This is a genomic window from Rhodococcus sp. IEGM 1406 (genome assembly GCF_030056745.1).
Lineage (GTDB): Bacteria > Actinomycetota > Actinomycetes > Mycobacteriales > Mycobacteriaceae > Rhodococcus_F > Rhodococcus_F erythropolis.
Window position 1 is genome coordinate 1,298,044 of record NZ_JASHKO010000001.1, and the last position, 12,945, is coordinate 1,310,988.

11 protein-coding genes are annotated in these 12,945 nt (G+C 63.4%); 2 read left to right on the forward strand and 9 right to left on the reverse strand.

Translation table 11 applies throughout. The features are described from left to right. The first annotated feature begins 321 nt into the window (after positions 1-321). On the forward strand, positions 322-1,410 hold the full coding sequence (locus QM596_RS06270; RefSeq protein ID WP_020908849.1) for a 3-deoxy-7-phosphoheptulonate synthase: 1,089 nt from the start codon (positions 322-324) through the stop codon (positions 1,408-1,410). Positions 1,411-1,464: 54 nt separating this feature from the next. Here the strand turns inward: QM596_RS06270 and QM596_RS06275 are convergent, their stop codons facing one another. The 8 genes from QM596_RS06275 to QM596_RS06310 form a co-directional block, all read right to left on the reverse strand. Continuing rightward, positions 1,465-2,268 (reverse strand): sugar phosphate isomerase/epimerase family protein, encoded by an 804-nt coding sequence (locus QM596_RS06275; protein ID WP_021332173.1) that lies wholly within the window; start codon positions 2,266-2,268, stop codon positions 1,465-1,467. Further along, positions 2,265-3,992 carry an FAD-dependent oxidoreductase gene (locus tag QM596_RS06280; RefSeq protein WP_070385597.1) on the reverse strand — a complete coding sequence of 576 codons (1,728 nt, stop codon included), beginning with the start codon at positions 3,990-3,992 and terminating at the stop codon, positions 2,265-2,267. Before QM596_RS06280 ends, QM596_RS06275 begins: the two co-directional genes overlap by 4 nt. After that, positions 3,989-5,083: a Gfo/Idh/MocA family protein gene (locus tag QM596_RS06285; protein ID WP_283308398.1), complete on the reverse strand. Its 1,095-nt coding sequence runs from the start codon at positions 5,081-5,083 to the stop codon at positions 3,989-3,991. The genes QM596_RS06280 and QM596_RS06285 overlap by 4 nt, the downstream gene beginning before the upstream one ends. Further along, the gene (locus QM596_RS06290) at positions 5,083-5,907 is read right to left on the reverse strand and encodes an aldo/keto reductase (RefSeq protein WP_021332175.1); all 825 of its coding nucleotides are present in this window, start codon (positions 5,905-5,907) and stop codon (positions 5,083-5,085) included. The genes QM596_RS06285 and QM596_RS06290 overlap by 1 nt, the downstream gene beginning before the upstream one ends. Beyond that, the gene (locus QM596_RS06295; protein WP_283308399.1) at positions 5,904-7,856 is read right to left on the reverse strand and encodes an oxidoreductase; all 1,953 of its coding nucleotides are present in this window, start codon (positions 7,854-7,856) and stop codon (positions 5,904-5,906) included. Before QM596_RS06295 ends, QM596_RS06290 begins: the two co-directional genes overlap by 4 nt. Before the next feature lie 44 nt (positions 7,857-7,900). After that, positions 7,901-8,782, reverse strand: a complete 882-nt coding sequence (locus QM596_RS06300) for a shikimate dehydrogenase (protein ID WP_283308400.1) — start codon at positions 8,780-8,782, stop codon at positions 7,901-7,903. Positions 8,783-8,845: 63 nt separating this feature from the next. After that, a complete protein-coding gene (locus QM596_RS06305; protein WP_021345319.1) occupies positions 8,846-10,222 on the reverse strand; it encodes an MFS transporter in 1,377 nt (458 codons plus the stop codon). A 139-nt stretch (positions 10,223-10,361) separates the two neighbouring features. Continuing rightward, positions 10,362-11,279: a LysR family transcriptional regulator gene (locus QM596_RS06310; RefSeq protein ID WP_060938273.1), complete on the reverse strand. Its 918-nt coding sequence runs from the start codon at positions 11,277-11,279 to the stop codon at positions 10,362-10,364. 134 nt (positions 11,280-11,413) lie between these two features. Between QM596_RS06310 and QM596_RS06315 the strand changes: the two genes are divergently transcribed. Next, positions 11,414-12,106, forward strand: coding sequence for an SDR family NAD(P)-dependent oxidoreductase (locus tag QM596_RS06315; protein ID WP_047889919.1), 693 nt, complete (start codon positions 11,414-11,416; stop codon positions 12,104-12,106). Positions 12,107-12,128: 22 nt separating this feature from the next. Here the strand turns inward: QM596_RS06315 and QM596_RS06320 are convergent, their stop codons facing one another. After that, positions 12,129-12,902, reverse strand: coding sequence for a hypothetical protein (locus QM596_RS06320; RefSeq protein WP_019744985.1), 774 nt, complete (start codon positions 12,900-12,902; stop codon positions 12,129-12,131). Between the last annotated feature and the right edge of the window lie 43 nt (positions 12,903-12,945).

Here is a 12,945-nt window from a genome sequence, read left to right on the forward strand (position 1 = left end):
CGTATTCGCACTTCGCAGCCGGAGCCTTACTCGAAAGCGCCAACCGCTCAGCGGATTTGGCCATTCTTCACGGACTCGTGCCACGGGACTCGCCCCTCGGATTCGGCTTGTTGTGGAGGGGCGCGCCCATCTGATCCGAACTCGAGGTATCGTGGCCGTCATGCAGCGCGTCTATTTCTGGTTTAGCAGGCCGGCCCCGGGTGGGCCTGCCGGCGTAACCACGCGCTGACAACCTCCACCCAAGAGCCGGACTACAGACCGGCTCGCTGGAGTTTCTCTTCATCTCTGGGGTCGGCCTGAGAACAGGAAACCGAAAACCCCATGACTGTCACCATCGACACCACCGCAGCTTCGGACAGCCTCGACGATCAGCGCACTGTGAGTATCAGTCCGCTCGTGTCACCGGCGACTGTTCGTGCTCAGCACGCTCCGGACGAGGTCGCGGCCGCAACCGTGCGGACCGGCCGTGCCGACACGATCAACATCCTCAACGGTGACGACGACCGTTTGATCGTTGTTGTCGGACCGTGCTCGGTACACGATCCGGAAGCTGCGATGGACTACGCCCGTCGGTTGGCTGCCAAGGCCGAAGAACTGCGGGACGACCTGCACATCGTGATGCGGGTCTACTTCGAAAAGCCGCGCACCACGCTGGGTTGGAAGGGCCTGCTCAACGACCCCCACCTCGACGGCACGTTCGACATCAACACCGGGCTCGGTATCGGCCGCAAGTTGCTTCTCGACGTGTCGAGTCTGGGCCTGCCTGTCGGCTGCGAGTTCCTTGATCCGATCATGCCGCAGTACATCGCCGACCTGGTCAGCTACGGTGCAATCGGCGCCCGGACCGCCGCCAGTCAGGTTCACCGTCAGCTGTGCAGCGCGCTGTCCATGCCCGTCGGCATCAAGAATTCCACCGAAGGTGATGTGCAGGTAGCCGTCGACGGTACCCGCGCCGCGGCGGCGAGCCATGTGTTCCCCGGAACGGATCTCGACGGCCAGGCTGCCTTGATTCGGACCGCGGGCAACCCGGACTGCCATGTCATTCTTCGTGGCGGCAGCGACGGACCGAACTACGATGCCGAGACCGTCGCGGATACCCTTGCTCGCCTGCGTAAGTCGAACCTGCCCGAGCGCGTGGTCATCGACGCGAGTCACGGTAACAGCAGCAAGGACCACGAGCGTCAGGTCGTCGTGCTGGACGACATTGCCCGACGTCTGACCGAGGGTGAGCAGGGAATCGCCGGCGTCATGTTGGAGAGTTTCATCGAGGCCGGCCGTCAGGACCTGACCTTGGGTAAGGCGGACGAGCTCACCTACGGTCAGTCGATCACCGACGCGTGCATCGACTGGTCCACCACCGCAGCGCAGTTGGACCGTCTGGCGCAGGCCGTTGCGGCTCGGAGGGGCTGACGCCCCCGTGCGCGTTTAGGGAGTGCCTGGACTCGCTAAACGCGCACAGGGCCGCTAGGCCAACACTGCTCGCGTGGCCTCGACCAAGCGCTTCAGCCAGGCGTCCGTGCCGACGGCCTGACGCAGCGGCTCGTTGGGCAATTCGATGCTGACCGGCAGTCCGGCAGGCAGGGTCGACCAGATGTCGGCCAGGGCGATGCCGCCGGTGCCGGGCACCAGACGCTCCTCGCGGGCGTGACGGATCAGCTCTGCGTCATCGGTGGGAGCGGGGATCGAACCGTCGCACATCTGGGCGTAGTGAAGCCACTCGCGCGGGATGGACGCAAGATCCTCCAGTGTTGTCGCCGAGCGGTCGGTGTGGAGTGCGTCGACCAGGACACTACGAGCCGGACCGTCTGCCGCCGAGACGATCTCGATGGCCGCACGCGCATCGGGCACCGCAGTCCACGGCATGAATTCGAGCGAGGCGACGATGCCGTAGTTCGCGCACAGTTCAGCGAGGCGGGCATAGGAGTCCGTGAGCCGAGCGCGGTCGCGATCGTCGCCGCCCACCAGAACGGCTTTGGCTCCGAGCTGTGCGCCGGCTTCGAGCAGCGGAACGTAGTCGGTGGGGTCGAAGTCGGCTGCAAGACGGATGATTTCGAGGTCGAATACCTCGACCGGTGAATCGCCCAGTCGACGCACCAGTTCGTTCAACCCCTGTTTGTCCTCGTGCAGGGGGTAAGCCGTAGTGCCCGGTGCCGCGGGCATCAGGCGGATACCGATGGTGTCGAAGCCGTGCTTTTCGGCCAAGTCGACGTGCTGCATCGGTGCGGTATCGAGCACCGTGAGGGCTGCCAGCCCGAGTGTGAGTGTCATGCGTGCGCTCCAACTGTCTTGGCTCCGGCCAGTTCCCGACCTGCTAGATACCCGAACGTCATAGCCGGGCCGAGGTTGATGCCGCCGGACGGGTAGTGCCCGCCCATCACGCTGGCCTGATCGACGCCGACGGCGAGCAATCCCTCGATGGGGCGGTCGTTGTCATCGAGAACCTGCGACGACGAGTCGGTGACAAGCCCGGCGAAGGTACCGAAACTGCCCGGCACCACCTTCACCGCGTAGTACGGACCCTTCTGTAAGGGTGCAAGCGACGGGTTCGGCCAGGGGTTGGCGGTATCGCCGGATCCCCGGTTGAACGGCGTTGTGCCGCGACCGAACTCGGGGTCTTCACCGGCCACGGCCCCGACATTGAATGCCTCGATTGTCTTTTCCAACTGCGTCGGATCAACGCCGATCTTCTCCGCCAGTTCGCGAACAGTGCGACCCCGTGTCAGGTATCCCGAGCGCAGGTACGGCTGGATCGGGATCGGCAGGGGCTTGGCCATGCCCAGCGGGAGGTAGCGCACGTACTGCTGATCCGCGATCAACCACGAGCACACCTCGTCTTCCTCGGGAACCTGCTCGACCATGGCGAGGGTGTAGTCGTGGTAGCCGAGTGCTTCGTTGACAAAACGCTTGCCGTTCGCGAGAACTCCGATGACACCGGGCTTTCCGCGGTCGAGGATGTGCGGGAACACACCTTCCTTGCCGTTGCGGTAACGAACGATGGAGACGGGGCAGTACGCGACGGGGGAGGCAAGAGTGCGGTCGAGGCGACCACCCACGGATTCGCCGAGGGTGATGCCGTCGCCGGTGGTTGTCTTCGGAGTGAGTGACCAGTGTTCGTTTCCGGTGGGGGTACGGGGGAACAGTTCACGTCGGCGGTCGATGTCCTGGGCGAAGCCGCCGGTGGCCAGTACGACGCCGCGCGTGGCAGTTACCGAGTACGCACCATCCGGGCCTTCGAGGCGGACACCGACAACGCGACCGCCATCGTCAGTCTGCAGCGATGTTGCCGACGTTTTCACCTGAATCTCGACGCCGAGATCGAGCGCTGAGCGAAGCATCATGCCGACAAGCGCAGTGCCGTTGACGAGTTGCTGGCCACGACGCTTGGTGGCGAGATCGAACATGTGCTTTGTCACGCGAACACCACAGTGCACAAATGCTTTCGGCGATCGAGTCGAATGCAGGAATGCCTGCAGATCAGGACCAGCCATGATGCCCATGCCGAGGAACGACGTCTCGTACAGTTGTCGACGTAGTAGCGCCGCGACGTCGGGGCCGAGCTTTCGCAAGCTCACCGGTTTCGGTCCGACGGAACGATGACCCGTGCCGGCTCCCGGTGTGTCACCGTGAATGTCGGCGATCTTGGCTCCGGGAACAAACTTCAGCGCAGTCTTGCGTTCGAAGAACTCGACCATCTCCGGTGCACCGTCGAGAAGAGCATCAACTTTGGCGGCGTCGAAGTTGTCGCCGAGTCGGTTCTCCAGATATGCCCGCGGTGCCGAGCGATCCTCGACAACCCCGTCGGCGATGGCAAACATGTTGCGCGGGGTCCACATCCACCCGCCCGACCAGGCCGTTGCGCCGCCGCAGGTGTCGGCCTTCTCGACAACGAGTACCGACGCGCCGCCATGTGCTGCGGCAATTGCTGTGGAAAGCCCGCCTGCGCCGGAGCCCACGACAACCACGTCGTAGGTGAGGGGGGTACTGCTACTCATTTCTGCTCCTTGGCAGTTGTTGCGAGGGTCGGTGTCGATGTCAGATCGACAACCTTCCCGGTTCGCGACGATTCGTAGATTGCGGCGATGATGGCAAGTGACGCGCGGGCGTCTCGTCCGGTGACGGCGGGTTCGCGCCCGGTCAGGACGGCGTCGGCGAAGTCCTGAACCTGCAGGGTGTGGAAGTCGGTCAGTGCCGCATTGACCGCTCCCACATCAAGATTGGCGTCGATATCGGCGGAATACGGCGACTGGAACTCCGCTTCGCCCGGCACGGTCCAGATTTCGTTGACACCCTCGTGTCCTTCGGGAAATTCGAGGACGCTGGCGATGGCACCGGTGCGTCCGATCACCGAGACGCGGTTGCCCAGGTTGTGATTGGCACCCGTTGTCGCAGTGACAGTCGCGGTGCCGCCCGAGGCAAAGGAAATTACAGCTGACGCCGTGTCCTCGGTCTCGATGTGCTCACCGTGGGTGTGGGTGCGTATGAAGCCGCTGACCGAGACGGCCTCGCCCATGAACCAGGCCAGCATGTCGATCTGGTGCACCGCCTGCGTCATGAGCACGCCACCGCCGTCGGTGTCCCAGCGTCCGCGCCACGCGTCGGCCGAGTAGTAACTCGACGGGCGGTGCAGGATCACCGACGCCTCGCCGAGCGTGGGCAGTCCGATCCGGCCGTCGTCGATGGCGTCCCGGATCCGACGCGCGGCCGGCCAGAAGCGACGTTGGAAGAGCACCCCGAACGTGATACCGGCGCGGTCGGCGGCCTCGATCATGCGGTCGGCGGCAGCAACATCGACCGCGATGGGCTTCTCGCACAACACATGTACACCCGCTTCGGCAGCGGCCACAACTACTTCTTCATGTACCGGGTGCGGCGTGCAGACGGTGCAGGCGTCGAGCCCGAGGGCAAGAAGTTGCTCCACTGAACTCACGGCTGCGGGAATGCCGTGCGCTGCCGCGAACTCCTGGGCGCGTCCGAGATCGGGATCGCAGCAGCCGATTGCCTCGACGCCGGGGACTTGTTGTAGAGCTCGGGCATGGTTGCCGGCGATCTTGCCGCAGCCGACGATTCCGACTTTCAATGTCATCAGAAATGTTCCTCTGCTTCGACGTCCCGCGCCGCAGACTCGCCGCGGTCGAGACTGTTCAGTGCTTCGATGTCCTCGCCGGAGAGGGTCACATCGAGTGCTGCCAGGTTCTCGGCCTGACGCGTCGGGTTCGCTGATCGCGCGACCGGAACCACACCCTGCGCGACGTGCCAAGCAAGGACCACCTGCGCAGGGGTGCAACCCATTCGACCGGCGATCTCACTCACAACGGCGTTGTCGAGCACATCCCCGCGGCCGAGCGGGCTCCACGACTGCGTGAATATTCCGAGTTCGTCGTTGGCGCGGCGCACCGGAATTCGCGCGAGCGACGGGTCCATCTGAATCTGGTTGACTGCCGGTGCCTCGCCGGTTTCGGCGACGACGCGGCGCACGTGGTGCTCCAGAAAGTTCGACACACCCACGTACCGAACCAGTCCGGCGTCGCGGCAGGCAAGCATCGCCTCGAACGACGCAACGTAACGATCGATTCGCGGGAGCGGCCAGTGGATCAGGAACAGATCGAGTTGATCCAGTCCCAGTCGTTCCAGGCTCTGCTCGAGCGCTCCGCGGATGTCACCGGAAACCTGGTCGTTTCCACGAAGTTTGGTGGTGACAAACAGTTCTTCTCGCGGTAGGCCCGACTCCGCCAACGCTACGCCGACGGCGTCCTCGTTGCCGTAGATCGCGGCGGTGTCGATGAGGCGGTACCCGGCCTCGATGCCGGAGAGAACCGACTTCGTGGCGTCGGCACCGACCAGTGGCCAGGTTCCGAGTCCGATGGGTGGCAACGCAGTTGCCACCGGTGCGGCTGTGTGTGCGCTCATGCGTGAACCTCCTGACGGGCCGCAGCGGCGGCGGTGATGGCGACGGCAACGTCGGCTGCGGTCACGAGTGCGGCATGGATGGATCCGCCGTCACCGCTCGCGTCGCCGACGGCATGGACCCCGAGTCGTGGTGCCAGTGAACGTAGTTCGGCCAGAAGCTCCGAGCGCGGCTCGACGCCCTGTGAAATCAGCAGCTCGCCGGGGGCGTCGACTTCGCTCAGTACACCGCCTGTCGAGATCGTGACCCGATCGGCGTCGACTTTGGTGACGATCGAGCTCAGGTAGGTCGTGAGGTTCTCACTTGAGGCCAGGCGCGGCAGCAGCACGATCTTGCCGCGTCGGCCGACGTCGTGCGCGATGGTTTCCTGCGGCCCGATCATGACGACCTGGGTGCCCTTCTGGAGCAGATCGTCTGCGACGGCAGCAGCCTCGCGGTCGGCGCCGAAAATGGTGATTGCCTCGGGGGCCGGATCTCCGGAAACCAGGAACTCGCGAACGTCACGGACGGTTCGGGTCTGCGCGCCGGGGAGGTCAGTCACGGGACCGTGCCCACCGGCAGCAAGGACGATCGCGTCGAAGTCACTGTTTGAGAGCAATGCTGCGTCAGCTCTGGTCGAGGTGTGGCACTGCACCTCGAGTTCGGCCAGTTCCGCGAGGTACCAGTCCACGATCCGCCCGTATTCGGGATATTCGTGCAGCTTCGATGCCAGAGCGAAGTCGCCACCGAGGCTGGGTCGTTCGTCATACAGGTCGACGCGGTGACCGGCAAGTGCGAGGTCGCGGGCAGCGGCCATTCCGGAGGGACCGGCACCGATGACGGCGACCCGCACGGTGGCATCAGCCGGCTTCGTGGGCTGATCCAGTTCACGTCCGACCCACGGGTTGACGGAGCAGGGAATGGGGCCGCCGGCAAGGCTGTCGATGCAGTAGTTGCAGGCGATGCACGGCCGGTAGCGGCCACCGTCGATAGCGCGATTCGGAAAGTCCGGATCGGCGTGCAACGTACGGGCCATGCTGACGAAGTTCGCCTGCCCGGATTCGATGATCTGCGCGGCGATCTCCGGCGACGTGATGCGTCCGGCCACACCAACCGGGATGTCGAAGTCGCGCTGGTACTGCTCGGAGTACGGCGCGAGGAGTCCGCGGGACCATTCACCGGGCTGGATGATCCACTGTCCCGCTTCGTAGTTGCCGGCCGAGACGTCGAGAAAATCGAGTCGGTCAGTGTCGATGGCGTCGATGCGAGAGCGGGTCGTCTCGGCGTCGAGTCCGCCGTCAATGCCTTCGAAGGCTGAGAATCGAAGTCCCAGAGTGATTCCCGGAGCATGCTCGTGGACGGAGGCGATGACCTTGTTGACGAACAAGGTGGGGTCGGCCCACTCGTCGTCGCGGTGATTGTAAGCAGGGGAGAGGAACTGGTGGATCAAGTACCCGTGGCCACCGTGCAGGGAGATGACGTCGACGCCGGCCTGCTGGCACCGTGCGGCAGCCTCACCGAAGCATTCGATGATGTGCTCGATGTCGTCGCCGTCGAGTTGTTCTGGCATTTCGCCGCCGACAACCAAACACGGAATCGGTGTCGGGGCAACGGGAACAAATCCACTGACCGACCCCTGCGCCGTGCGTCCACCGTGGTTGAGTTCGACTCCGACGAGGGCGCCGTGTGCGTGGATCGCGTCGACCATCTTCTTGATGCCGGGAATCCGTTCGTCGACGTCGACGCCCATCTGCCGGATGCGTCCCTTGCCATCGGCGCGCACGTAGCTCGCTTCGGTGAAGATCAGTGCAGCACCACCTTCGGCGCGGCGGGCGAGGTACGCGATGTACTCGTCCGTCATGGTGCCGTCGACTTCGCAGTAGTTGCGTTCCATCGGGGCGGACACGAACCGGTTCCGGAGGCGGACGCTGCCCATGTCGAGAGGTTCGGCGAAAGGCGCAGTCACATTCATCAGTGCTCCTGGTACTTCGCGAGAAAGTAGGTGTTCGGTTGTGCTCATGCGCATGCCGTCTCGGAGAGCAGCTCGCTCAGATGGCTGCGCATGCGATCCGTATCGGCTTCGACACCGGTCAGGAGTGTGAAGGTGTCAGAGGCTTGAGCCACCAGCATCTGCCCACCGTCGAGAACCGCGCATCCGAGAGCAGCTGCAGCGTCGAGCAATTCGGTGTGCATCGGTCGATAAACGATGTCAGCGACCCACAATCCGGAATGCAACGCCGCAGGGTCGAAGGGAGTTCCGGGGTGACCCACCATGCCGATCGGAGATGCATTGACGACGCCGTCGCACGTCGTCAGGTTGACGGAGATCTCACCGATCGCCAAAGCCGTTGTGCGCGTGCCAGGGAAGGCCGAGGCGACGCGAGAACACACATCGGCAGCGCGATCGGGATCAATATCTGCGATGCGAAGATCCGTGGTACCGGCGGCGGCGAGTGCGTATGCCACAGCGGAACCCGCCCCTCCTGCCCCGGCAAGCACCACTCGGTCCAAGGCGGCGTCGGGCAAACCGCGCTGCAGTGCTGTGAGGAATCCGCTGTGGTCTGTGTTGTGGCCGATCAAACGGCCGTTGTCGACCACCACCGTGTTGACGGCACCGAGCAACCGCGCGTTGCCGGACAGCTCGTCGAGCGCGTCCACGACAACCTGCTTGCACGGGTGGGTGATGTTCAGTCCGGTGAAATCGCCCGCGACGGCGCCACGCACCACCTCACCGGTTTTCTCGACCGAGATGTTCAGGTTCTCGAGATCGATCAGTTCGTAGCTGTAATCGTCGAATCCGAGTGCTGCTGCTTCGTGTGCGTGCAACGCGGGCGAGAGTGAGGTGGCGATACCCGACCCGACAAGGCCGATACGGTGACGTGTGTATTCGGAAGTCATGACATTCTCCTGCATAAGTGGGGACGGCCCCTCGCGGCAATTCAGCGCGAGGGGCCGGTCCGGTCAAGCGTTGTTGCTGGTGAGCTCTGAGTCCTGCTTGATCGGCAGGCTCGGCTTCGGTTGGCCCAGTTCTGCTGTGGGCGTGCGGTACGTTTCCGGTCCGGTCATTGCCGCGATGGCGGAGATGACGGCGAAGCCCAGGCACATCCATGCAACCGGTGTCCAGTTGCTCTTGTCTCCGGCCGAAATCGCCTGGGCGATAGCCGGTGTGAAGCCGGCAACAAGGAGTCCGAGCATGAGGCTGACGGCCATTCCGGTGTATCGGACCTTCGCGGGGAACTGCTCCGGGAAGTATGCCGGGTACGTGCCGTTGGGCATCGCGTAGAAGATTCCGATCATGACGATTCCCGAAGCGAAGACCATGGGGACGCTTTGGGTTCCGATCGAATGGAAGAAGACGAAGATCATCAAGCCGGCTCCGATGGCGCCGACGACGAAGATGGGCTTACGTCCGTAGCGATCCGAGAGAATGCCGAACAGCGGCTGAGTCAGTACGGCAACAAAATTGGCGGTCGCGATGGCCCACAGCATCGTGGAGCGTTCGAAGCCGGATTCGACGGCGTACGCCAGGGCGAAGACGTTGACGATGGTGTTGATCATCGCGAAGGTCGAGCTCATGCTGATACGGATTACGGTGCGCCAGTGCGAGCGGAACATCTCGACGACGGGAATTCCGGCCGTCTCGTCCTGTTCCTTGAGTTCTTCGAATACCTCGGGCTCATCCAAGGCGCGACGTAGCCACAGCGCAACGACGGTCACGATGATGCTGAGCCAGAAGGGAACTCGCCAACCCCACGAGTAGAGGTCTTCGTCGGGCAGGCTCGCCACAGGGATGAATACCAGGCTGGAGACGACGATGCCGAACATGATCCCGCTCATGGTGAACGAGGTGAAGAACGAACGACGGTGATCAGGTGCGTGTTCGAGAGTCAGTGCCGAAGAGCCGGGTGATTCACCGCCGGCAGAGAGCCCTTGAAGAAGGCGAAGCAAGACGAGAATGATCGGCGCGGCGATGCCGATCTGGTCGTAGGTCGGCAGGCAACCGACGATGACCGTCGCAACACCCATGAGGAGCAGGCAGGCGAGAAGCGCGTTCTTGCGTCCGTACCGATCGCCGAGGTGTCCCCACAGCACTGCGCCGAGTGGGCGGGCGACGTAGGCCACGCCCAGGGTGCTGATCGAGAGCAGCGTTGCCGTCGAGCCGCCGCCAGGAAAGAAGATCTTGGGGAACACGAGCGCGGCTGCGGAGCCGTAGATGAAGAAGTCGTAGTACTCGAGGGTGCTGCCGAGGAAGCCCGAAACGGCGGCGCGGCGCGCATTCGAATTCGGATGCTCTTCGGTGGAGTGCGTGGAACCGGTGGAGGTGATCGGTGGTGCCATGTGAAGTCCTTTCGTCCCGATGGGCCGGCCGTGGCGGCACGTTTGGTGATGCACCACGCATCGGTGACGTCCCTCACCTTTCGGCGGCTGAGACGACAGTGCCACGAAGGACTATGGCGCGTCCAACACTAAATGAGTCTCAGATAATGATGTTTTTGGTCTCAATCTCCGGCGTCGGCAGAATCTCCTCGGACGTCTCCAGTGCGACGGCGAGTGCATCGGTCATATGCCGGGGTGACCAGGCAATTCCGTGGTTCATGAACGTCGGCTCGCCGGTGAGTGGGACGAACACACTGCCAGGTGGGGTGATAGCAGCCATGCCGGACGTCATCAGCGCTACACCGACGCCGGCGGCAACGAGCATGAGGATCATGTACGGATCGGTGATCTCCTGGACGACGCGAGGCCTGAAGTCTGCGTTCATGCAAGCGCGCATCGCGGTTTCCTGGAGGGCCGAGCCGGCCGAGAGCGGGGTGGTCACGAATCCGTCGTCGGCCAATTCGCGGAGATCGATCGCGTCCCTCTCGGCAAGGGGATGGTCGATCGGAAGTACGGCGCCGAACGCCTCCCGTCGGATCAGCCGGGTAGACAGTGATGCGGATTCCACCGGTAGTCCGACGAAGGCGAGGTCGAGGGCGCCGCTCTCGAGTTGAATGACCGCGTCGCGCGTCATGATCCGGCCGAGGAGTGTCAGTTCGACTTCCGGATAGCGCTGACGCAACGCGCGGGTGAGCGGCGGAAGTGCTTGATAGTTGAGCACTCCGGTGAACCCGATCGTGACTCGTCCGTAGACGCCTCCCGACGACGCACGCGTAGCGTGTCGTGCCGTCTCCATGTTCTCGATGACGCGATAGGCGTGGGGGAGAAAGGCATGTCCGCCGGACGTGAGTGCGACGCTGCGAGTGCTTCGTTCGAACAACTTGACGCCGATGTCCTTTTCGAGCTTTCGGATCATCTGGCTGAGCGGCGACTGAGCCATCTGGAGCCGTGATGCGGCCCGCCCGAAGTGAAGTTCTTCCGCAACCGCGACAAACGCGTGCAACCAGCGGGTTTCCATCGCCAAGGCCTCCAGGTATTTGACGTTGACAACAAACGCCATATATTCAGAATTTCTACACAGTGTGACGGCAATTATGCCTGTTTGCAACATAAATTGAGTGCGTAGCGCACAGAAACTCAGGAGTGAATGCGATGCAGGGTTACCCAGAGGGTGTCACCGCGCTCGTTACCGGCGGTGCGAGCGGAATCGGCGCCGCCAGTGCAAAGATGTTGACGGAGAGGGGAGTTCGGGTGGTAACGGCAGATCTTGCCGAGGGTGCGGACGAACAACTCGACGTGAGTGATCCGACAGCAGTCGATGCGCTTCGAACCAGACTCGGCAGAGTCGACATCTTGATCAACAGTGCGGGAATCGTAGGACCATCAGCGCCACTCGTCGACGTCGACCTCGCGGCTTGGCGGCGTACGTTCCGCATCAACGTCGAAGGGACATTCCTGATGTGCCGGGCGTTCGTGCCGGGGATGGTTGCGTCCGGGTGGGGGCGGGTCGTCAATCTCGCGAGTATTGCGGCCAAGGACGGAAACCCGAATCAGAGTGCATATTCCGCGTCCAAAGCGGCAGTCGTCGCGCTGACGAAGTCGCTCGGCAAAGAGGTCGCCACCACCGGTGTGCTGGTCAACGCGATTGCTCCCGCGGCCGTGGAAAGTCCTATGAATGCCGGCACCGATCCGGCCATCCTCGCCCGCTCGCAGTCTTTGACGCCGATGGCGCGGATGGGGCGGGCCGACGAAATCGCCGAATTGATCTCCTGGCTGTCGTCGTCGGCGGTGAGTTACTCGACGGGTGCTGTGTACGACGCCAGCGGTGGCCGCGCAACGTACTGAATTACCTTCTGGAAGAAGTCGATCAGAACTGGAGCAGTGACTGCCACAGTTCGCGAGATGCGTCCTGGTACTCGAGCATGTGCGAGATCAGTTCACGTAGTGGCTGCGTCGGTTCGAGTTCTTCCGGAAGGAGCGGATTGCGCACGATGACCGCGATCACCGCGCTGCCCAAGGCAAGTGATTCACGGGCAGCCTCCTCGCGACTGATTGTCGCCAGGCGTGTTTGCGCCTGTGTGAGTGCTTCACGGGCCTCGGCGATGTCGACCAACAGTGCTTCCGAGTTCCAGAGTGTGCGGATTGTCGAATCATCCTCGGGGGCAAGGTGAGCGATTTCCATGACAGCCGATTCGGGGGCGGCGCCGAGTCGGCGGAGAGTGCGGCGGGCGCTGTCCGTGCCGCCGAGCAGATTGTTCGGGCGGACGGCGAGTGTGGGCTTCCACTCCTCGTAGCCCGCCAGGCGCAGCGCCTGATCGTGTCTTCGGGCGGCAGTGCGGTCGCTTCGTTTGAGCGCTGAGTGCTCGACGGCTATCCACGTGCCGTCCCAGGGGCGTATGCGATCGGTACGAGTTCGCCACCCCTCGACCTCGCTGTAGGTGGGGATGCCGTCCGGGTTGAGGACGTACGTTCCACGAGCGGTGCGACGCAGTTTGTTCTCGCGGCACAGGCGGCCCGTTGCCACGCGAACGCTCGATGCGCTGACACCGACGATCTCGCCGGCCCGGGTCAGCACTGCAGTGCTGAACTCGGTGTCCGGACTCGCCGTTGCGAGGTCCAGCACAACTCGGGTTGCGGACATTCCTCGATCAGTTTGTAACAACTTTTGAACAACTCCTGACAAA

Bases quoted from the DNA above. Each gene is read 5' to 3' on its own strand.
- QM596_RS06310 (WP_060938273.1), bottom strand. From the start codon at position 11,279: ATGGAAACCCGCTGGTTGCACGCGTTTGTCGCGGTTGCGGAAGAACTT.
- QM596_RS06270 (WP_020908849.1), top strand. From the start codon at position 322: ATGACTGTCACCATCGACACCACCGCAGCTTCGGACAGCCTCGACGAT.
- QM596_RS06280 (WP_070385597.1), bottom strand. From the start codon at position 3,992: ATGAGTAGCAGTACCCCCCTCACCTACGACGTGGTTGTCGTGGGCTCC.
- QM596_RS06300 (WP_283308400.1), bottom strand. From the start codon at position 8,782: ATGACTTCCGAATACACACGTCACCGTATCGGCCTTGTCGGGTCGGGT.
- QM596_RS06315 (WP_047889919.1), top strand. From the start codon at position 11,414: ATGCAGGGTTACCCAGAGGGTGTCACCGCGCTCGTTACCGGCGGTGCG.
- QM596_RS06320 (WP_019744985.1), bottom strand. From the start codon at position 12,902: ATGTCCGCAACCCGAGTTGTGCTGGACCTCGCAACGGCGAGTCCGGAC.
- QM596_RS06295 (WP_283308399.1), bottom strand. From the start codon at position 7,856: ATGAATGTGACTGCGCCTTTCGCCGAACCTCTCGACATGGGCAGCGTC.
- QM596_RS06285 (WP_283308398.1), bottom strand. From the start codon at position 5,083: ATGACATTGAAAGTCGGAATCGTCGGCTGCGGCAAGATCGCCGGCAAC.
- QM596_RS06305 (WP_021345319.1), bottom strand. From the start codon at position 10,222: ATGGCACCACCGATCACCTCCACCGGTTCCACGCACTCCACCGAAGAG.
- QM596_RS06275 (WP_021332173.1), bottom strand. From the start codon at position 2,268: ATGACACTCACACTCGGGCTGGCAGCCCTCACGGTGCTCGATACCGCA.
- QM596_RS06290 (WP_021332175.1), bottom strand. From the start codon at position 5,907: ATGAGCGCACACACAGCCGCACCGGTGGCAACTGCGTTGCCACCCATC.